This is a genomic window from Methylobacterium sp. J-059 (genome assembly GCF_022829485.1).
Taxonomy (GTDB): domain Bacteria; phylum Pseudomonadota; class Alphaproteobacteria; order Rhizobiales; family Beijerinckiaceae; genus Methylobacterium.
This window is the reverse complement of the sequence record NZ_JAKSYA010000013.1, coordinates 12,260-31,056: the sequence shown is the minus strand read 5'-3', so window position 1 is coordinate 31,056 and position 18,797 is coordinate 12,260. Positions and strand designations below refer to the sequence as shown.

Annotated in this window: 14 protein-coding genes; 6 read left to right on the top strand and 8 right to left on the bottom strand. The window is 69.9% G+C overall.

Annotated features, from left to right (window positions below):
• Positions 1-964: 964 nt before the first annotated feature.
• Both MKK55_RS00540 and MKK55_RS00535 read right to left on the bottom strand, forming a co-directional pair.
• The gene (locus MKK55_RS00540; protein ID WP_243932753.1) at positions 965-1,933 is read right to left on the bottom strand and encodes an ImmA/IrrE family metallo-endopeptidase; all 969 of its coding nucleotides are present in this window, start codon (positions 1,931-1,933) and stop codon (positions 965-967) included.
• 196 nt (positions 1,934-2,129) lie between these two features.
• Entirely contained in the window at positions 2,130-2,741 is a 612-nt protein-coding gene (locus tag MKK55_RS00535; protein WP_243932752.1) for a hypothetical protein, read from the bottom strand.
• Positions 2,742-3,005: 264 nt separating this feature from the next.
• Between MKK55_RS00535 and MKK55_RS00530 the strand changes: the two genes are divergently transcribed.
• Entirely contained in the window at positions 3,006-3,410 is a 405-nt protein-coding gene (locus tag MKK55_RS00530) for a hypothetical protein (RefSeq protein ID WP_243932751.1), read from the top strand.
• A 45-nt stretch (positions 3,411-3,455) separates the two neighbouring features.
• Here the strand turns inward: MKK55_RS00530 and MKK55_RS00525 are convergent, their stop codons facing one another.
• Positions 3,456-5,366: an ABCB family ABC transporter ATP-binding protein/permease gene (locus MKK55_RS00525; RefSeq protein WP_243932750.1), complete on the bottom strand. Its 1,911-nt coding sequence runs from the start codon at positions 5,364-5,366 to the stop codon at positions 3,456-3,458.
• A 100-nt stretch (positions 5,367-5,466) separates the two neighbouring features.
• Positions 5,467-6,780, bottom strand: a complete 1,314-nt coding sequence (locus MKK55_RS00520) for a LysM peptidoglycan-binding domain-containing protein (protein ID WP_243932749.1) — start codon at positions 6,778-6,780, stop codon at positions 5,467-5,469.
• Positions 6,781-7,046: 266 nt separating this feature from the next.
• Between MKK55_RS00520 and MKK55_RS00515 the strand changes: the two genes are divergently transcribed.
• Positions 7,047-7,649, top strand: coding sequence for a TIGR00730 family Rossman fold protein (locus MKK55_RS00515; protein WP_147844644.1), 603 nt, complete (start codon positions 7,047-7,049; stop codon positions 7,647-7,649).
• 532 nt (positions 7,650-8,181) lie between these two features.
• Complete coding sequence (locus tag MKK55_RS00510) at positions 8,182-8,616, top strand: hypothetical protein (RefSeq protein ID WP_243932747.1); 435 nt, start codon at positions 8,182-8,184, stop codon at positions 8,614-8,616.
• Between the two features lie 126 nt (positions 8,617-8,742).
• Here MKK55_RS00510 and MKK55_RS00505 read toward each other — a convergent pair whose 3' ends face one another.
• From MKK55_RS00505 to cysS, 3 genes are all read right to left on the bottom strand, one after another.
• Positions 8,743-9,873 carry a diguanylate cyclase gene (locus tag MKK55_RS00505; RefSeq protein WP_147844191.1) on the bottom strand — a complete coding sequence of 377 codons (1,131 nt, stop codon included), beginning with the start codon at positions 9,871-9,873 and terminating at the stop codon, positions 8,743-8,745.
• A 482-nt stretch (positions 9,874-10,355) separates the two neighbouring features.
• The gene (locus MKK55_RS00500; protein WP_243932744.1) at positions 10,356-12,125 is read right to left on the bottom strand and encodes an autotransporter domain-containing protein; all 1,770 of its coding nucleotides are present in this window, start codon (positions 12,123-12,125) and stop codon (positions 10,356-10,358) included.
• Between the two features lie 348 nt (positions 12,126-12,473).
• The gene (gene cysS / locus MKK55_RS00495; protein WP_243932742.1) at positions 12,474-13,850 is read right to left on the bottom strand and encodes a cysteine--tRNA ligase; all 1,377 of its coding nucleotides are present in this window, start codon (positions 13,848-13,850) and stop codon (positions 12,474-12,476) included.
• 417 nt (positions 13,851-14,267) lie between these two features.
• On the opposite strand from cysS, the gene MKK55_RS00490 reads away from it, so the two are divergent.
• Positions 14,268-14,618 carry a hypothetical protein gene (locus MKK55_RS00490; protein WP_147729418.1) on the top strand — a complete coding sequence of 117 codons (351 nt, stop codon included), beginning with the start codon at positions 14,268-14,270 and terminating at the stop codon, positions 14,616-14,618.
• Positions 14,619-14,673: 55 nt separating this feature from the next.
• Here MKK55_RS00490 and MKK55_RS00485 read toward each other — a convergent pair whose 3' ends face one another.
• Entirely contained in the window at positions 14,674-15,201 is a 528-nt protein-coding gene (locus MKK55_RS00485; protein WP_147844549.1) for a CreA family protein, read from the bottom strand.
• A gap of 185 nt (positions 15,202-15,386) precedes the next feature.
• Here MKK55_RS00485 and MKK55_RS00480 point away from each other — a divergent pair, with 185 nt between their 5' ends.
• Complete coding sequence (locus MKK55_RS00480) at positions 15,387-16,448, top strand: DUF2865 domain-containing protein (RefSeq protein ID WP_409565991.1); 1,062 nt, start codon at positions 15,387-15,389, stop codon at positions 16,446-16,448.
• Between the two features lie 102 nt (positions 16,449-16,550).
• Positions 16,551-18,794 carry an OmpA family protein gene (locus tag MKK55_RS00475; RefSeq protein WP_243932739.1) on the top strand — a complete coding sequence of 748 codons (2,244 nt, stop codon included), beginning with the start codon at positions 16,551-16,553 and terminating at the stop codon, positions 18,792-18,794.
• Positions 18,795-18,797 lie beyond the last annotated feature (3 nt).

Below are 18,797 nucleotides of genomic sequence, written 5' to 3'. Positions count from 1 at the left end.
ATTCGGCACGATATAATGTTATGTTATTCACGCTGAAGTAGGCGTCCGATGCCGAGCAATGTTAGTGGAGTTCACACGTGTGCTCCTCCGATCTACGCGCGCGATGGCAGCCCAGGGCGCGAAGGTCCACCGCAGGCGCAGTCGCGCGACTCCTCCCTCCCCCCGCTGCGGGGGAGGGTGTCCACCGTCTGGGGGTCGGGAGAGGGGAGCGCAGATGCCTGGTAACGCGCCCCCCTCTCCCGACCTTCGCTGACGCGAAGCCCACCCTCCCCCGCAAAGGGGGGAGGAAAGTTGCGTCGGCGCACGCCAAGACCTCCCCGCGCGGAAAGCCTCCGCCGGCGGCATGGCCCCGACATCACGGACAGGAGACGCGGGACGCCGCGGAACCCTGGGATGATGCGCACTGAGCCGGTTCCCCGGCGCCCCGCGGTGCCGGGCCCCGAGAACGCGGGCACCCGGCGCCGATTTGTCGTCGCGGCTTTACGTACCGCACGGCCCCGCCGCCGCGGCCCGCGCGACGCGGGCCCCGGTCACGTATCCGGCCACGTAGGGCCGGGTCGCCCCGGCGACAGCCGGAACGGGCGATCCCCGCACCCTCCCTAACGTCGGGATGGGCTCAGGTCTCTTCTGAGAGCGCTCCGCTTGCGGGCGACAGCCCGCCGCTCGGAGCGCCCCGCGCCGCGCATTATGGACGCCGTATCGCGGCGGGTTGATCGACCCACCGCGCAGGACCACCACGCTGCCGACCGCCCCGTCGATCACCGGGCCGGCTCCTGACGGCGGCCCCGGGACGAAACGCAGCCCCGGCGCCGTGCAGCGCGTGATGGGGTTATAGGCATGTCTTAGGAATTTTGTCAAGTGACGCAAATTGAGTCGGCGAATTGCCCTTCTCTTAGACTGACGCGCAGATCATGCCCCGAAGCGCCTCTTACAGGTTTGGGTACTACAATACACCATAGCGATATTATCTAAAATTATTGATTTTGGTTCTAAGTATCGGAAGCGGTAATACATTTTCTGGAAGTGGATCCAATGAATAACCGGTCAGACGCGTAAAGAGATTTGGAGCGATACCGATTTCAGCAATCAGTTGGTGCAACCTTGCATCTCCATTTTTTGAAATCCAAGCGATTGCCGAAAATAATAACTCTGAACTCTCCAGAGGAATGGCTTCGTCGTACCGTTCAAATTTCGCTTGCCCCGTTTTTACTAATTGAATATTAGCTGTCCGGTATTGCGCGGCATCGACAAGGCCAAGGTCAAAAGCGCGTCGCGTGATGGCACGCACTGAAACCTTCCAACGTAGTTTCATTGCAAATAAAGCGTTCCAATCAAACGTACGCCGCGTTCGCGGAAATTCTCGCGCGAACGCAACCCGGGGGATTAAAAATGCACCCGCAAATCGAAAAGCTTCGCCTTCGGTAACACTATCGCCTGTCACTACACCCTGATGCATAACTAAATGAGCGGCTTCATGAGCAAGATCGAACCGTAGTCTTGTCCCAGCTTCTTTTGCAGTAGATCTCACAACTATAGGCCTGCGGCGGGCCATCGACAATGCATCTATGCGATCAGTGAGATCATCAAAGTGGACTACTACAGCCCCAGCATTTTCTAAGACTCGCGTCATATTAGTAATCGGCCCCTCCAACCCTAACCCCCAATACTCACGGGTTCGCTCCGCAATCTGTTCGATCGCTTCAACGGACGTAGGGCGCGCCGAATCGGGAAAATCGACGGGCGGCAGGCGCACATGATTTTCAAGCTCATCGACCAAGGCTTCCATTGTAGTTCCGCGTGCAACCGCTTGTGCCACTAATCCTCGTGGCGCACTTGCAAGACGGCGGAAATGACAATCTTCTTCGCGAACTGGATTTTTTGCAGGTGTATAAAAGAAATTTGGCGTGACCGATAACACAGCTGCCAAGGCCATGCGCATGTCCTCACTCGGCTCCTTGGCACCAGTTTCAAGCTGATGAATGAATTGCCTACTTGTAGCGACTAACCCACCCAGCTCATCGAGAGAAAACCCAGAAAGCAATCGTGCTAGCCTCAGCTTATCTCCATAAAACGCACATGCACCATTAGACGAATCCCGCCCCGGTCTATTATTACTCGAAGCCACGCCTTTAATCCTTGCGCGGACCAGCGGATGAATCGATAACGCGCTCGTCGAGATCTTCTCCAAGATCGCCGACACGAGGCGGGGGCAATTCGCGCCCTTCAGGCCGCTCCTCTCCAAGCATGACAATCAGAGGCTCAGCTTCCGCAAGCGGTATTAACCAAATAGTCTCCGGATGACCATTTTGCAAAGCGACAAAACTAGCATCCAGCAGAGCGCCATCCATATCTGTGGTTACATTAATGCGAAATAATATCCCATCGACCAAAACTTCAGGCTCTAGATCGAGTCGCAACTGCTCAAGCGGCGTAGCAGCTACAATTTTTACCGTTGGCTCTTTCGGATCACCTCGCCAAAATCGCATTGGTATCTTACCAATACTAAATTGAAAATGCTTGCTTGGATCGATGACAGCAAGCCATTCAAAACCCGAAGTCTCCGAGGCTTGAATAATCTGAAAACAACCAAAGTTATAAGCGCAAACCCCAAGGGTCCATTTGTCGTCACCGATAGCTGGATCAAAGCGATCAACTGCGCTTCCACGCCCCAATGCCAACAATTGTGCCACTTTGACGAGACGATCTTTCGTCAATTCCGGATGATATTCCCACGGCAACATCTTTGAGTTCCCACTGGCCCGTCCGGGCCTTTATAGCACTTTGTCAACCTGCTCCGAAATTGTCAACCTGTGCTGGTGTCCGGCACATAAGGTCAAACTCGACTCGCAGCCGCTTCACCTTGGTCCTCGGCCCGGCACACTGCCGCCTGCCACGCACCTGCTTCGCGCTGGCAGTTCCAAAGCGCCGCATAGACGCCTGCATGCACCAAGAGCGCGGGCTGCGTGCTACATTCGGCACCGATTCGATGCCCGGAGCCCGCACGAATGCGCATGCATCCCCTCGGCTTGCTGTGCCTCGCCGTCGTCGCTCTGTCCGCCGGGCCGGCCCACGCGAAGCGGTTGAGGCCCGACGACCTGCTGGTTCACGGCCAAGGCTGCTGGACGCGGGCATTCGCGCCGAACGCGTCCTTGGAATGGTGCTTTCGGCAGGGCGGCATCGTGGACGGCGGCGCCACCAAGGATGGCGAGGGATTCGAGGAGAAGGGGGTGTACCGGAGCTTTTCCGAGCATGTCGTCATCCTCGGCTTTCCGGGCAACGGATGGCCCGCCGAGAACTACGTCGAGGATTGCCGCTACCGCTTCGAGGACGATTTCCAAATTCTCGTGCTCGACGGCTGCAGCAGCGCCGGGCGATGGCGCCGGACCGCCTGGCAGCCCCTCACGCCCTGAGACGTCGGGGCGCGGCGGTCGCGGCCGGCTCCGCCCGCCGTGGTCTCACTCAACCAGCTGAGGCTCCCCGCGCGGCGCCACCCGCACCCGCTCCGCCTCCTCCTCGGCCCGGCGCAGGGCTGCCCGCGCCGCGTCCGCCTCGCGCTGGCGGTTCCACAGGGCGGCGTAGACCCCGTCCTGGTCGAGCAGCGCGCCGTGGGTGCCGCGCTCGACGATGACGCCCTTGTCGAGCACCAGGATCTCGTCGGCGTTGACCACCGTCGAGAGGCGGTGGGCGATGACCAGGGTAGTGCGGCCCTTCGCGATGCGGTCGAGCGCGTCCTGGATCTGCGATTCGGTGAAGCTGTCGAGTGCCGAGGTCGCCTCGTCGAGGACGAGGATCGGCGGGCTCTTCAGGATGGTGCGGGCGATGGCGACGCGCTGCTTCTCGCCGCCCGAGAGCTTCAGGCCGCGCTCGCCCACCGGCGTGTCGTAGCCCTCCGGCAGGCCCTCGATGAAGCGGTCGATCTGGGCGAGGCGGGCGGCCTCGCGCATCTCGGCCTCGCTCGCCTCCCAGCGGCCGTAGCGGATGTTGTAGCCGATCGTGTCGTTGAACAGCACCGTGTCCTGCGGCACCATGCCGATGACGGCGCGCAGCGAATCCTGGCGCACCGCGGCGATGTCCTGCCCGTCGATGGCGATGCGGCCGCTCTGCGGCTCGTAGAACCGGAACAGCAGGCGCGAGAGCGTCGACTTGCCGGCGCCCGAGGGGCCGACGATCGCCACGGTCTTGCCCGAGGGCACCGTGAACGAGACGCCGCGCAGGATCGGCCGGTCCGGGTTGTAGGCGAAGTGCACGTTCTCGAAGCGCACCTCGGCCGGGCCGGCGACCAGCGCCGGGGCGTTCGGCCGGTCCGCGATCTCCGGGTTGCGGTGGAGGATGCGGAACATGTCGTCGATGTCGATCAGCGCCTGTTTGATCTCGCGGTAGATCATGCCCATGAAGTTCAGCGGCATCGAGAGCTGCACCAGCATGGTGTTGGCGAGCACGAAGCCGCCGATGGTGGTGCGCCCGGCGAGGATGTCGCGGGCGGCGAGCCACATCACCGCGGTCATGCCCAGCGTGAAGATCAGCGCCTGGCCGGCGTTGAGGACGGCCAGCGACACGTAGGTCTGCGTCGAGGCCTTCTCGTACCGCGCCATCGCGCCGTCGAAGCGCTGGGTCTCGCGGGCCTCGGCGCCGAAATACTTCACCGTCTCGTAGTTCAGCAGCGAGTCGACCGACTTGGTGTTGGCGTCGGTGTCGGACTCGTTCATGCGGCGGCGGATCGCGATCCGCCACTCGGTCGCCTTGTAGGTAAAGCCGAGATAGGCCGCGACCATCACGAAGACGACCAGGGAGTAGGTCCAGTCGAACTCCCAGGCCAGCACGCCGAGCACCAGCACGAACTCGACGATGGTCGGCACCAGCGTCAGCACCATCAGGCGCGACAGCTCCTCGATGCCGGATCGCCCGCGCTCCAGCACCCGCGTCAGCCCGCCGGTCTTGCGCTCGAGGTGGAAGCGCAGGGAGAGCTGGTGCATGTGCTGGAAAGTCTTCAGCGCCAGGCGGCGCACCGCGTGCATCGCCACCTTGGCGAACAGCCCGTCGCGCGCCTGCGTCAGCCCGGCCATCAGGATGCGCGAGGCGCCGTAGATCGCGATCAAGAGCATCGGCGCGGCGAAGATCCCGGTCGGCACCTGCTCCTTGCCGTGCTCCTGGCCGCCGACCGCCGCGACCAGCGCGTCGGTGATCCACTTGAAGGTGAACGGCGTCACCATCGTCACCAACTTGGCCACCAGCAGCAGCCCGAACGCCAGGAAGACCCGCCGCTGCAGGTCCGGCCGGCCGTAGGGCCAGAGATACGGCCACAGCCGGCGATAGGTGGCGACGAGGCCCGGGCGCGCGTCGGGCGCCGGCGGGGGAGTGGAGGTCATACGCGATTGTCCGGAAGAGGAGGCTCGCCTCGGCATATAAGCCGGCGCCGCCCGCGGCACACCCGCAGCCGCCGCGGGGCGGGGCGGCGTGGGGAAATCCTCAGCCGTTCCTGCCCGCCTTCGCGTCCTTGCCGTCGCCCGGCAGCACGAAGATCTGGCCGGGGTAGATCAGGTCCGGGTTGCGGATCTGCTCCTGGTTGGCATCGTAGATCACCGTGTAGCGGTCGCCCGCGCCGTAGGTGCGACGGCTGATCTGCCACAGGCTGTCGCCGCGGATGATCTTGGCCGTGCTCACCGCCGGGACGAACACCCCCGCCCGCGGCGGCTCGATCGCGGCCGGGGTGGGCGAGACGGCCTCGGCCCGCGCCGCCGGGGCGGCGGGCCGCTCGGCCGGCTTGTCCGCCGCCGCGCCGGGCCTGGGCGGCGCGAGGTTCGTCGCGACGCGGGCCGGCTCTGGCACCGAGAACGGCACCTCGGCCCGGCTGCGCACCTTGCCCGAGACCGAATCGACCTGGTCGACCCGCACCGTGTAGGCGCCCGGCTTGACCCCGCGGCCGATGGTGAAGGTGACCTTGCCGTCGGGGCCGACGCTCGCCGGGGCGATCAGCGTGTCGTTGAGGTAGAGCCGCACCGTCGCACCCGGCGCGGCCTGGCTGGTGACGAACAGCCGGCCGCCCTCCTGCGCGTCCACGCTGACGATCTTGACGGGCGCGGGGGCGTCCTTGGCGGCCTTCCCGGAAGGCGGCTTGGCCGCCGCGTCCTTCGCCGCAGGGCCCTTCGACGCGCCCTTGACGGGGGTATCCCTGCCGGCGACCTCCTGGCCCGGCGCCGGGCCCGGCGCCCGCTGCGCCGTCCGGACCTCCGGCTGCGACAGCACCACCGTGGGCTTGTCGGGCGCGGTCAGCGCCACCAGCGGCTTCTCGGTGCGCGAGGGCGAGACCGCCACCGCGACGCTCTCCGTCGAGCGGGTCTCGCGGCCCTCGGCATTGGTGGAGCGCAGCACGATCTCGCTGTTGCCCGCGGGCAGCGCCGGCGGCACGATCGCGAACTGCCCGTTCGGGTCGGCGAGCGCCTTGGCCACCGCCTTGCCGTCGACCAGGAGCTCGACGACCGTGTTCGGCGCCCCGCGGCCGGCCACCACCGACTCGCCGTTCGGCTCGACGCGGACGATATCGAACTTGAGCGCGTCCGGCGCCGCCGGCGCCTCGGCGGGTGCCGCCGGCGGGGACACCATGCCCGGCACGGGCGCCGGGCCCGGCGTCAGGGCGCCGACCGCGCCGGGCGCGGGCTCGGGCGCCGGAGCATGGGCGTGCCGCCACCGGTCGAGCCCGCCGAACACGGCCGCCACCAGGCCGAGCCCGATCAGCAGGCCCAGGACCGCGAGAAACACGCCGCGCCGCAACTCCGCCGTCATGGCGATCCATCCCTCGTCGACACCACGCCCGCCCGGCCGCGACCCCCATCCCCGGCGGTGGAGACTTTCGAAAACGCCCGCGCGAAAAACCGTCGACTGTTCCGCCCATATTACCGTACATGTCCGGGAGACCAAGCCGCAACGCGCGCGCAGCGAACGAATTCCCCGCGCGATCAGCCGTTTGGCACCGATTTCGCCCCTGTTTACGACCTGTCCGCGGCCCGAACGGGACGCATGATACGACGAGCATCGATGAAGGAGGCCGGATGGCGCCGGTGAAGACGGTCTGTGTCTATTGCGGCTCCGGCTTCGGCGGGGACCCGGCGTTCCGCCAGGCGGCCGAGGCGCTCGGCGCCGCGCTCGCCGCGGCCGGGCTCGACCTCGTCTACGGCGGCGGCGACGTCGGCCTGATGGGCACCGTCGCCCGCGCGGTGCTGGCCGGCGGCGGCCACGTCACCGGCATCATCCCGGACTTCCTGAAGTCGCGCGAGCACATGCTCGACGCGATCCAGGAAACGGTCGTGGTCGGCGACATGCACACCCGCAAGCGCATGATGTTCGAGCGCTCCGACGCCTTCGTCGCCCTGCCCGGCGGCATCGGCACCCTGGAGGAGTTGGTCGAGCAGCTGACCTGGGCCCAGCTCGGCCGGCACCGCAAGCCGATCCTCCTGGTCGAGGTGGCCGGCTTCTGGAAGCCGCTGCTGACCCTGTTCGACCACATGCGCGCCCACGGCTTCATCCGCGACGGGCTCGACCTGAACTACGTCGTCGCCGAGGGCGCCGACGCCGTGGTGCCGATGCTGCAGGCCGAGAACCGCCGCCTGGGCGAGGACCCGGCCGCCGAGCGCTTCGTCACCGAGCGGCTCTGAGCGGCGGGGTCCGGCGCGTTCGCCCTCAAATCCTCGCGGCGCCGGGCCGCCGCTCGCGACGGTGAGGGGCGGCCCATGCGAAACGGTTTCGCCCCCGCCTCCCCTTGCACGGGCGAGAGACCGCGACGCGTGTCCGACGATCCGCTCGTGGCCATTCAGTAAATTTTGCCGTAAATTTTAAATACAGAATAGCATCGCGCGCGGCCGGCGCCGCTCGTTGAACCTATTCGACGCCGTGCTAGACTGCCGGGCGAGTCGATCGGGCACGAACCGCACCGCGAACGGCCGCGAACCGATCAAAAGTCTGTGTTCGCGCCGTTCGGCGGCGCCTCCGACAACAATCGGAAACGTGTTCGTCCCATCACGGCCCAGTTTTTGCAGACCTTAGGGTCGGCATCGACGCGGAGCGCGCCATGGATATCCAGGAGATCGATCGGCACCGACGCCGATGCATGGACGACGGGACGGCGGCTCGTCTTCGCGGCGGGGCGATCGTCGCTTCGGCCGCGTGCGCCCGCCGCGGAGATGCGCGATGACCGCCGCCGGACAGCCCGCCCTCCTCGCCCCGCCGGCCGACGCGTCCGCGCGGCGCCCGGCTTCGGAGCGGTTCGGCCTCGCCTACCGGATCGGCCTGCCGATCGCGCTGTGGGTGCTGTTCGCCAACGGCGCCACCCATTACCGCGACCGCCACATCGTGCCGGCGGCGGGCCTGCGCGAGGCGGTCGAGGCCGAGGTCGCGAGCCGGCTGTGCCCGGGGCTGCGCCTCGACGAGGCGAGCTTCCGGATCCACGCGCAGGCGCACGGGATCAACCATTCCGACCTCTACCAGAAGCGCTCCGCCTGGCTGCGCAAGGACGCCGACGCCCTGGAACACGAGCTGCGCGCCGACCCGGACACCGGCTGCCGGCACATGCTCGACCTCTACGGCGGCGACGGCACCGCGCCGCACCTGCTGACGCACGGCTGACCCGGCGTCGCGCGCGGCGACGGGATCGCGCGCCGGCCAGCGCCCCGACGAGCCCCGCCCGACCGTGCCGCCGGCGCGAGCCGACCGCCGCGCAGCGCACCCCCGTGCTCGACGAACCCGCCGGGTTCAGGCCGCTTGGACCTGCGGCGCGTCCTCGGCACCGTGCAGGATGCAGCGTCCCTTGCCCGCGGTCTTGGCGGCGTAGAGGGTCTGGTCGGCGCGCCGCATCAGATCGGCGAGACCGAGCGGTGGTCCCGACGCGGCGGGCCGCTGCCGGGCGACGCCGACGCTGACGCCGATCCCCGCGAACGCGCCTCCGCCGACCTGATAGGGCGCGGTGATCGCCGTGATGATCCGGCCGCCGAGCCGGCGCGCCGCCGCGTCGTCGAGCCCATCGGCGAGCACGAGGAACTCGTCGCCGCCGAGGCGGCAGGCGGTCGCGTCCGGCCCGATTGCCAGCGCGAGGCGCCGTCCGACCTCGCGCAGCACCGCGTCGCCGGCCGCGTGCCCGAGGCGGTCGTTGACCTGCTTGAACCCGTCGAGGTCGAGGTAGAGCAGCGTCCGGTCCCCGGCCCCGGCCGGGCGCGCGTCGAACGCCTCCTCCAGGCCGCGGCGGTTGAGCAGCTCGGTCAGCGGATCGGTGATCGACCGGCGGTGGCTTTCGCGTTCGCCGAGGATCGCCTGGACGGCCGCCGCCCGGTGATGGCGCAGGATGCTGCGGTTCATCAGGACGAAGGCGACCGTCTGGATCGCGATCAGCGGCAGGAATTGCGGATGCGTCGTCGCGAAGGTGGTCTTGTAGCTGAGGTCGATGAACAGCACCTGCGCCATCGCGTAGCGCGGGGCCGCGAAGTTCCGGCCGACGATCCCGCCGATCGCCGCGAGCCCGGAGGCGAGCACGACCATCGACATCGCCATGTCGCCTGAGGGGACGACGCAGGCGATGGTCGCGCCCTGCAGGCCGGCCCAGAGCAGGCCCGTCGCGAAGACCGGGCCGGACGGCGCGTGCACCCGCCGCAGCAGCACGAGGCGCAGCATCAGCAGGAGCAGGTCGAGGAACGCGATGGCGGCGAAGAGCCACCGGTCCAACCAAAGGTAGGCGACCCCCGCCACGGCGATGGAGTTGACGGCGCCGACCACGAGGGGCGTCGTCGAGGTGAAGAAGCCGGCGCGCATGCGCGCCTGCACCGCCTCCGGCAGGTCGGGCCCGATCTCGGCGAGCCACCGCAGGACGCGGCCGTGAGGCGCAGGGTACATCGTCAAGGTCGGTCCCGGGTGCCGCGAAGATCGGGCACTGCAACCGTAAGACGTTCCAGTGAAGACTCCGTCTTGGAAGTGGGTCGCTTTTGTATCGATCCTACCGTGCCACAAGATCAGGCGCCCGCCGATAGGCTCGCAACCTTTGATACGGCCGAACAACTGACGATTTCGTGCGCGGTCGGGCGCCACACGCGCTGGGTGTGGCGCCCGGAAAGCGACGGGCGTCCGGGCGTCGGCCGCCGCCGTTTCGGGTCGCCCTTCCGCCGCGTGCGCCGTGCGATCTCACCGATCGAGCGCCGGCGCGGAGGGCGCGTCGTGGTTCAGAAGCGGTACCGCAGCCCGACGCTGCCGGTGTAATCGTCGCCGCCCGCGCGGGCGACGCTGGTCGAGCCGGTGACCACCCCGCTGAGCCCGTTGCCGAAATCGAGGTCGAGGCCGCCGGCGATCCGTCCGTAGACGTCGTCGCCGCGGCGCCCGGTCTAGGTGCGGATCAGCAGGCTCGGCGCATAGGTCTGGAACGAGGTCACCGTGCGCACGCCGTCGAGGACATCGTGCTGGGCGGTGAGGTTGAGGAAGGGCGAGACGATGCCGCCGAGGAGCGGCGCCACCGTGCGGATCTGGAGGCCGCCTCCGACGGTCAACCCGTCGAGATCCTGGCGCCGGACGCCGATCGTGAGCAGCGGGTCGCCGGTCTCGCGATAGGCGCTCACGCCGGCCCGCGCGTAGGTGACCTCGCCGACCGGGCCGGCCCTGAAGGTCTCGAAATCGAACAGGTAGCCGGTGCGCGCGGCGACCGTCACCGTGTCGCCCCCCGGCGCGGCCGCGAGCCGGTCGTTGAGCACGCCCGGCCGGTCGAGGGCGAAGCCGTTGCCGCCGTACGTCACGGCCACGTCCGCGAACACCTCCGGGGTGGCGTACGAGGCGAAGACGGCGCCCTGGACGCTGTTAAGGTCGATCCGGCCGTTGCTCGCGCCGCGGAGGTCGACCCGGGCGTTGAGGTAGTTGAACGCTGCGCCGAGAACGAGGTTGGGCGTCGCCTGGTACAGCAGCCCCGCGGTGACGCCGCCGAAATCGGCATCGTAGGTGTTGCCCAGGCTGCCCGCACCGGCCCGGTTCTGCGCCGTGCGGTCGAGCCCGGCATAGGTGCCGAGCGCGAACACGGAGACCGGGCTGCCCGGCTGGACCGGGATCAGGCCGGGGGCCGGGCGCCGGCCCGGCAGGTCGGCGGCGAAGGCGGCGGGCACCGACAGGGCCATGTTCCGGCGGCGCTCGGCCCCGAGGAAGTCGATCAGCGTCGAGGAGAAGGCGAGGCCGGCGGCCTGCCCGAGCTCGCCCTGCGGCCCGATCGTCAGCGGCGCGTTGAGCTGGTTCGCCACGAAGGCGGCGAGGTAGCCGTTGGCGCGCGCGGTGAGATGGACGCCGTCGACCGAGATGTACTGGTTCTCGACGGCTGGGTTGGTGTACCCGATCACGGCGCAGGCCGGGTTGAATGCGCAACTGCCGGTCGCCGCCTGCGGGATGAATCCGTAGGCCGTCGGGTCCGCGCGCAGCCGGTTCAGGAGCCCGTCCGCATCGAAGTAGTGCACGTTGATGCCGCGATCGGAATACGCCTGGAGGTATCCGGGGAGCTGCGCGTTGAAGGACCGCGCCAGGTCGGCGTTGGCGGCGCGGAAGGTCTGCTGGCTGTAGACCAGCAGCTCGCGCGCCCCGAGGCCGACGAGGCGGTCCAGGTTCGCGACGTTGTTGTTCAGGACCGTCGTCACGCCGGCGGCGTGGGCTGCGTCGGTACCGGCCGGGATGGCGGTGATGTCGTTGTAGCCGATCCAGAGCGTGACGAGGTCGCGCGATCCGAACCGGCCGCCGCGGGCGGCGAACTGATCGATCTGGTCCGGTACGCCCCAGGAAAAGAAGGGCGAGGCCCCCGCGTTCGGCTCGAGGTGGACGGCCTGCGACCCGCCGATCGCGTAGTCGTTGCCGGGCACGTAGGGCGCGCCGATGCGGGCCGGGATCTGCTCGAAGTAGCCGGGCGCGTTCGACCAGCGCCCGCCCTCGTAGAGCTTCATGCCGAGCAGCGCGTCGACCCTTCCAGAGGGGCTGTAGCCGGTCTCTCGCGGGATGCGGCCGTTGTCGGTCAAGCTGTCGCCGAAGGCGTAGGCGCCGGAGTAATACCCGGACTGCGCGTGGCCCAGGCCGGGCGACGACAGCACCATTCCCGACGCGAGCAGCGCCGTCCGCAGGACGCGAGTCATTTCATTCCCCCCATTCGGATGACGGCACGGATTTCCTGCGAACCGCATCTGGAGAAAGAATGTCACGCCCATTTCCCGGTCAAAAACCCTTCCCGGGCATCGAACGGTCAGCACATCAACAGTGTTGCGTCAAAATAACAAATACAACGCCGACTTTCTACTTCTAATGATCATATAGCAACCTTCGATCACTATACCGCGCGGTATTCCGGGATCGATCGACGGAACGCCGGTCGCGCGAAGGCTCGCGGATGCGCGCAGGACGAACCGCGCGACATCGGGGGGCACGGGATCGGCGATGCGCGTCGCCCGGAACCGGCCCTGCGACCCATCCAGGCGCACCGGCGCCTAGATCACGCTCCAGGTGGTGCCGTCCTTGCCGTCCTTGACCGCCACACCCATCGCGGCGAGGGCGTCGCGGGCGCGGTCCGAGGCGGCCCAGTCCTTGGCGGCGCGGGCGGCGGCGCGATCGGCGATCAGAGCCTCGATCGCCGCCACGTCGAGGCCCGCGGCCGCGACCGTGGCCGCGTCCCGCTCGGAGCGGGTCTGCCCGAGGAACCCGAGCAGGTTCGCCCCGGCGCGGAGGCGCGCGGGATCGTCGAGGCGGTGGATCTCGGCGAGCGCCGCGGCGGTGTTGAGGTCGTCGAGCAGCGGCTCGAGCACCGCCTCCGGCGCCTCGGCGGCGGGCCTTCCGTCGCCGACGGCGCCGTACCAGCGGTCGAGCATCCGCCGCGCCTCCTCGAGGCCGCGCAGGGTCCAGTCGATCGGCTGGCGGTAGTGCGACTTGAGCATGGCGAGGCGCACCACCTCGCCCGGCCAGTCGTTCAGCACCGCGCGCAGCGTGACGAAGTTGCCGGCCGACTTCGACATCTTCTCCCCCTCCACCTGGAGGAAGCCGTTGTGCAGCCAGGTGTTGGCCATCACCGGCGTGCCGAAGCAGCAGCGGGACTGCGCCACCTCGTTCTCGTGGTGGGGGAAGATCAGGTCGATGCCGCCGGCATGGATGTCGAAGGTCTGCCCGAGATGCCGCGCCGACATCGCCGAGCACTCGATGTGCCAGCCCGGGCGCCCGGGCGCGGCGATGCCCGACGGCGACGGCCAGGACGGCTCGCCGGGCTTCGAGGGCTTCCACAGCACGAAATCGAGGGGCGAGCGCTTGTAGGGCGCGACCTCGACCCGCGCCCCGGCCTCCATCTCGTCGAGCGGGCGCTTCGAGAGCGCGCCGTAATCGGGCATCGCGGGCACGTCGAACAGCACGTGGCCGGCGGCGACGTAGGCGTGGCCGGACGCGACCAGCGCCTCGATCATCGCGACCATCTCGGCGATGTGGTCGGTGGCGCGCGGCTCGATCATCCGCGGGCGCTCGCCGGGCACGTTCACGTCCTCCGGCATCAGCACGCCGAGGTCGCGCAGGTCCGCGTGGAAGGCGGCGAGCGTCCCGTCGGTGAGCGCGCGGATGGTGATGCCGCGCTCGGCGGCGCGGGCGTTGATCTTGTCGTCCACGTCGGTGACGTTGCGGGCGTAGGTGACGTGCGCCGCGCCGTAGACCCGGCGCAGCAGCCGGAACAGCAGGTCGAAGACGATGATCGGGCGCGCGTTGCCGATATGGGCCGCGTCGTAGACCGTCGGGCCGCAGGCATACATCCGGACATGGCTCGGATCGATCGGCGCGAAGGCTTCCTTGGCGCCGGTCAGCGTGTTGTAGAGCCGCAACATCGGCGCCATGAAACGTCCCTCGTCCTTCGCAGCCGCGATCCCGGCGGCGCTGCCCTCGCCGGGCGCCGGACCCGTGAAAACTCTTGTTTGGCGTCAGTGCCCTGGGCGCCGCGCGCCGCCCCCGCGGACGGGGCTCCGCGCGACCCGGCCCGCCGCAATGCCGCCGGCTTCGCGCCGAGCCGTGTTGCGGATCGGCGACGGTCCGAAGGCCCGGATCGGGCTACCCGAAATCCGTCAAGAATTCGAGACCGGCGCGGCGGCGCGCCGGCTCGGGCGGCGCGATCGGGTCCGGGCACGGAAATGCGATCGGCGCCGGAAAGCCTTTGTTTACCCCGCCGTCGGATTTTGACCGTCGAATTCCCGCCCGCGACTTCAACCCGCACGCCAGACCCTGAACCGGGGCATCCCCTGAACAAGGACGTATCCATGCGACGCTCGGCTGCCGGATTCGGTGCACTCGCTGCCGCTGCCCTCCTCGTCACGATCGCCCACGGCGCGATGGCCGCCGGCGACGGCGAGACCCCGGCCGGCAAGGGCGCGCCCCATGTCGAGAAGACCTTCCTGATCCCGTCGAGCGACGGCTACGGCGTCGGCGAGTGCCTGACCAGCCCCGGCAGCGAGTGCGGCCAGGTCGTCGCCAACGCCTGGTGCGAGGCGCAGGGCTACGCCACCGCCAACGCCTACGGGATCGCGGCCGCCGAGGAATACACCGGCGCCGTCGACCTCCCCGTCACCAAGCCGGCCGACCGCCCGATCCGCATCACCTGCCAGGATTGAGGGGGTCCCCGCAGCGTGCCCCCTCCCCCGCAGAGGGGGGAGGGACGCGTCCGCGTCACCCCTTCAGGAACGCGCCGCATTTCGGCGGCGGCTCTGTGCCCCAGGGCATCAGCGGCACGCTCGAGGTCGAGTTCTTGGGCGACCCCTGAATCACCTTGTCGGAATAGACCATGTAGATCAGCGTGTTGCGCTTGGCGTCGCAGCCGCGCACGATCTGCATCGACTTGAAGATCAGCGAGCGGCGCTCGCTGAACACCACCTCGCCCTGGCCGAACTTGCCGGTGAACTGCACCGGCCCGACCTGGCGGCAGGCGAGCGAGATGTCGGAGACGTCCTCGGCCAGCCCGAGCGTGCCCTTGATGCCGCCCTTCTCCGGCTGGGTGTACCAGCACGCGACGCCGCTCACGAGCGGGTCGTCGACGCCGTAGACCACGAGCTTGTCGTTGGGCGTGAGCGGGCGCCAGACCGTCGACTTGTCGAAGATCCGGTCGGGTTCCTGCGCCGCGGCGGCGCCGGTGAGGCCCGCCAGCGCGGACAGGAACAGCACGGCCCGCGCGCCGCGTGTGAGACCCCGAAGCAACATCGTCCGCCATTCCCCCGCTTGTGTCACCGCGGGCATGTAGGAGGGGTGTCGCCGATGCGCGAGGGCGTTTAAAAAAGTTAAGCCCGCCGGTGCTTCGCTCGCCGGCGCCACTCTCCACGACGCGGCGGACCGCACAGCTCCCCTTCCGCCCTGCGCCGAGCCCCCGATCGTTCGCCATGCCGTCGATGCGCCACACCTTTCGCCCGCTCCGCCGCCCGCTCGCGATCCTCGCGCTGTGGCTCGGCGCGGTCGCGGCCGGGCAGGCCCAGGCGCCGTCCCCCGAGCCGAGCCAGTCCCCGCTTCCGACCCAGGCAAGCGTTCCGAGCCAGAGCCACCTGCCAAGCGCGGCCTGCCTGCGCTACCGGTCCGAGCTGGCAAGCCTGGGCAACGGCGCCAGCATGGTGCGCGCGCTTCAGAGCGAGATCGGCCGGCTCGAGGCCTATCACCGCTCCCTGAGCTGCGAGGGCGGCACCTTCCTGTTCTTCGACACGCGGCCCCCGCAATGCGGCGCGGTCGAGCAGCGCATCCGCGCGCTCAACGCCACCTACGGCGGCGCGGCGATCGACGACAGCGGCGCCCGCCGCCGCCAGCTGCAGGGCCTGATCGCCGCGTCCTGCGCCGATACGGCGCGCGTCGACCCCGCCACCGGCGAAGCCTATGCCCGCGGCGGCGCGCAGGTGATCTGCGTGCGCACCTGCGACGGCGCCTACTTCCCGATGCGCAACCTGCCCGAGGGCCGCAACGGCGCCGACGAGATGTGCCAGGCGCTCTGCCCCGGCACCGAGGCCGTGGCCTACTCGATGCCCTACGGCGACGAGGCGCTGAAGTCGGCCGCGACTGTGAAGGGCGGCAAGGCCTACGTCTCGCTCGCCAACGCGTTCAAGTTCCGCAAGACCTTCGTGCCGAACTGCTCGTGCAAGCCCGCCGACAGGACCTGGGCGCAGTCGCTGGTGAAGGCCGAGAGCATGCTGGTGCGGCACAAGGGCGACATCTTCGTCACGCCGATGCAGGCGGAGACGCTGTCGCGCCCGGCCCCGAAGGTCCGCCTCACCCTGGTCGGCCGCGCCGACAAGACCGCCGCGGTGCTGGCCGCCGACGCCGCCGAGCGCTCGGGCCTGCCCGTCGAGATGGCGCCGAAGCCCGTGCCGGACCTCTCGACCGAGCCGTCGACGACCGGCACCGCCGAGCGCACGGTGCGCATCATCGCCCTCGACCGGCTCGTGCCGACGAAGGCGCCCGCCCCCTGAGCGGCGGCGGTCGAAAGCGGGAAACCGGAACCGGAATTTCGGAACCATCCGGCGCCTGAGGGGTTCGGTTCGGCCTTTTACACGATCCTCGAGGCCGACCGAATGCGGACACTCCGCCTGCTCCTCCTGACCGGCACGATGCTGCCCGGGCTCGTCCTCGCCGCACCGGCCTTCGCCCGGCAGGACGGCGCCTCCGGCACGATCCTCCTGGCGCAGGGCGGCCCCGACGAGCGCGGGCCGCGCGGCGGCGAAGGCCCCGGCGGGCGGGGTGGCGAGGGACCCGGCGGGCGCGGCGGAGAAGGCCGCGGCGGCGGGCGCGAAGGCCCGGCCGGCGGTCCGCCCGGCGGACGCGAGCGTCCGGAGCCGCGCCCCGAGCGGGCGCCGCCGCAGGAGCGTCCGCAGCCGCGTCCCGAGCGCGCCCCGCCGGCCGAGCGTCCGGCCCCGCAGGAGCGCGCCGCCCCGCCGGCGGCCCGCGAGCGCCCGGAACCGCGCGAGGACCGTGCGCCGGCGCCCCGTCCCCAGGAACGGCCACAGCCGGCCGAGCGCCCGACGCCGCCCGCCGCCCGCGAGCGGCCCGAGCCGCGCGAGGATCGTGCGCCCGCCGCCCGTCCGCAGGAACGCCTGCAGCCGGCCGAGCGCCCTGCACCGCCCCCAGCTCCCCCAGCCGCCCGCGAGCGCGACCCCGAGCGCGCCGCCCCGCCCGCGCGCCGCGACGCGCCGGACGCGGTCACCCGGCCGCCGGCCGCCGAGGCCCCGCCTGCGCGGACGCCGCCGCAGGCCCCCCCGCCCGCGCGGCCCGGTGCCGAGCCGAACCGGCCCGCGACGCCGCCGCCCAGCGCGCCGACGCCGCCGAATGCCGGCGAGCGCCCCGCGCCGAACGCGGCGCCCGGCGTTCCCGGCCGGCCGGTGCAGCCGCCCGGCGCACGCCCGGGCGAAGGCGGCCCGCAGGATCGCGCCACCCCGCCCGGCACGCCGCTTGCGACGGTGCCGGGCGCGCCGCCGGCGCAGCCCGGGGCGGTGGCGCCGAACGCGCGCCCCGGCGTTCCGGGCCGTCCGGTCCAGCGTCCCGATGCCGTCGAGCCCCCCGGCGCCGCCGGTGGGCCGGGCCGCCCCGGCGGCCCGAATGGCAATCCCAATGCCACCCCACCCAATGCCGCCCCGCCCAATGCCGCCCCGAACGCCGGCCCCGGCGTGCCCGGACGGCCGGTCCCGCCGCAGGGCGCCGGTCCGTTCGGCCCGGGCCAGGGCAATCCCGGCCAGCCGGGGCGGCGCGGTTCCGACACGCAGCCGGGCGCCCAGCCCGGGCAGCCGGGCTACGATCCGCGCGGCGTGCCAACGGGCCGCGTCGGCGACCGCGACCGCGACGGCTTCAACCGTCCCGGCCGTCCCGGCTACATCCCCGGCGGCTTCAGCACCGACGACGAGGACGTGCGCGACTACGACCGCGTGCGTCGCGACCGCCGCGAGTTCAACGAGGACGGGCGGACCTACATCCGCGAGCCCGGCCGGATCATCGTGCGCGACCAGAACAACTACTTCATCCGCCACGACGAGAACGAACGCTTCCGCGACATCGGCGGCGGCGGCTACCGCAGCGAGCGGCGCGGGCCGGACACCTACACCTATCTCGACCGTCCCGGCGGCGAGCAGATCGTGACGGTGGTGGACGACGACGGCCGGATGCTGCGCCGCTACCGCCGCTTCCGCGACGGCCGCGAGGTCGTGCTGATCGACAACAGCTACGGCGGCGCCCCGCGCCCGATCTACGAGGACGTGGTCGACCTGCCGCCGCCCGACATCCGCATCCCGCGCGAGCGCTACGTGGTGGATTACGGCGCGGCCGACGAGCGCGCGGTCTACGAGGCCCTGTCGGCCCCGCCGGTGGTGGCGGTCGACCGGCGCTACACGCTGGACCAGGTCCGCTACAGCCCGCAGCTGCGTGCCCGGATGCGCAGCGTCGACATCGACACGATCACCTTCGACACCGCCTCGTTCACGGTCACGCCCGACCAGGCCGCCCGGCTCTCGACGATCGCGGCGGCGATCAACCAGGCGATCCGCGCCAACCCGCAGGAGGTGTTCCTGATCGAGGGCTACACCGACGCGGTCGGCGCCGACGTCGACAACCTGTCGCTGTCGGATCGGCGGGCGCAGTCGGTCGCGACGGTGCTGACCCAGAACTTCCAGGTGCCGCCCGAGAACCTGACCACGCAGGGCTACGGCGAGCAGTACCTGAAGGTGAACACGCAGAACGCCTCGCGCGAGAACCGCCGGGTCACGGTCCGCCGCATCACCCCGCTGCTGCAGCAGAGCGGGGCGCCCCCGGCGGCTCCCCCGCCGCGATAGGAT

Coding starts and splice junctions, on each gene's coding strand:
- MKK55_RS00540 (WP_243932753.1), bottom strand. CDS start 1,933: ATGGCCTTGGCAGCTGTGTTATCGGTCACGCCAAATTTCTTTTATACA.
- MKK55_RS00535 (WP_243932752.1), bottom strand. CDS start 2,741: ATGTTGCCGTGGGAATATCATCCGGAATTGACGAAAGATCGTCTCGTC.
- MKK55_RS00530 (WP_243932751.1), top strand. CDS start 3,006: ATGCGCATGCATCCCCTCGGCTTGCTGTGCCTCGCCGTCGTCGCTCTG.
- MKK55_RS00525 (WP_243932750.1), bottom strand. CDS start 5,366: ATGACCTCCACTCCCCCGCCGGCGCCCGACGCGCGCCCGGGCCTCGTC.
- MKK55_RS00520 (WP_243932749.1), bottom strand. CDS start 6,780: ATGACGGCGGAGTTGCGGCGCGGCGTGTTTCTCGCGGTCCTGGGCCTG.
- MKK55_RS00515 (WP_147844644.1), top strand. CDS start 7,047: ATGGCGCCGGTGAAGACGGTCTGTGTCTATTGCGGCTCCGGCTTCGGC.
- MKK55_RS00510 (WP_243932747.1), top strand. CDS start 8,182: ATGACCGCCGCCGGACAGCCCGCCCTCCTCGCCCCGCCGGCCGACGCG.
- MKK55_RS00505 (WP_147844191.1), bottom strand. CDS start 9,873: ATGTACCCTGCGCCTCACGGCCGCGTCCTGCGGTGGCTCGCCGAGATC.
- MKK55_RS00500 (WP_243932744.1), bottom strand. CDS start 12,125: ATGACTCGCGTCCTGCGGACGGCGCTGCTCGCGTCGGGAATGGTGCTG.
- cysS (WP_243932742.1), bottom strand. CDS start 13,850: ATGGCGCCGATGTTGCGGCTCTACAACACGCTGACCGGCGCCAAGGAA.
- MKK55_RS00490 (WP_147729418.1), top strand. CDS start 14,268: ATGCGACGCTCGGCTGCCGGATTCGGTGCACTCGCTGCCGCTGCCCTC.
- MKK55_RS00485 (WP_147844549.1), bottom strand. CDS start 15,201: ATGTTGCTTCGGGGTCTCACACGCGGCGCGCGGGCCGTGCTGTTCCTG.
- MKK55_RS00480 (WP_409565991.1), top strand. CDS start 15,387: ATGCGCCACACCTTTCGCCCGCTCCGCCGCCCGCTCGCGATCCTCGCG.
- MKK55_RS00475 (WP_243932739.1), top strand. CDS start 16,551: ATGCGGACACTCCGCCTGCTCCTCCTGACCGGCACGATGCTGCCCGGG.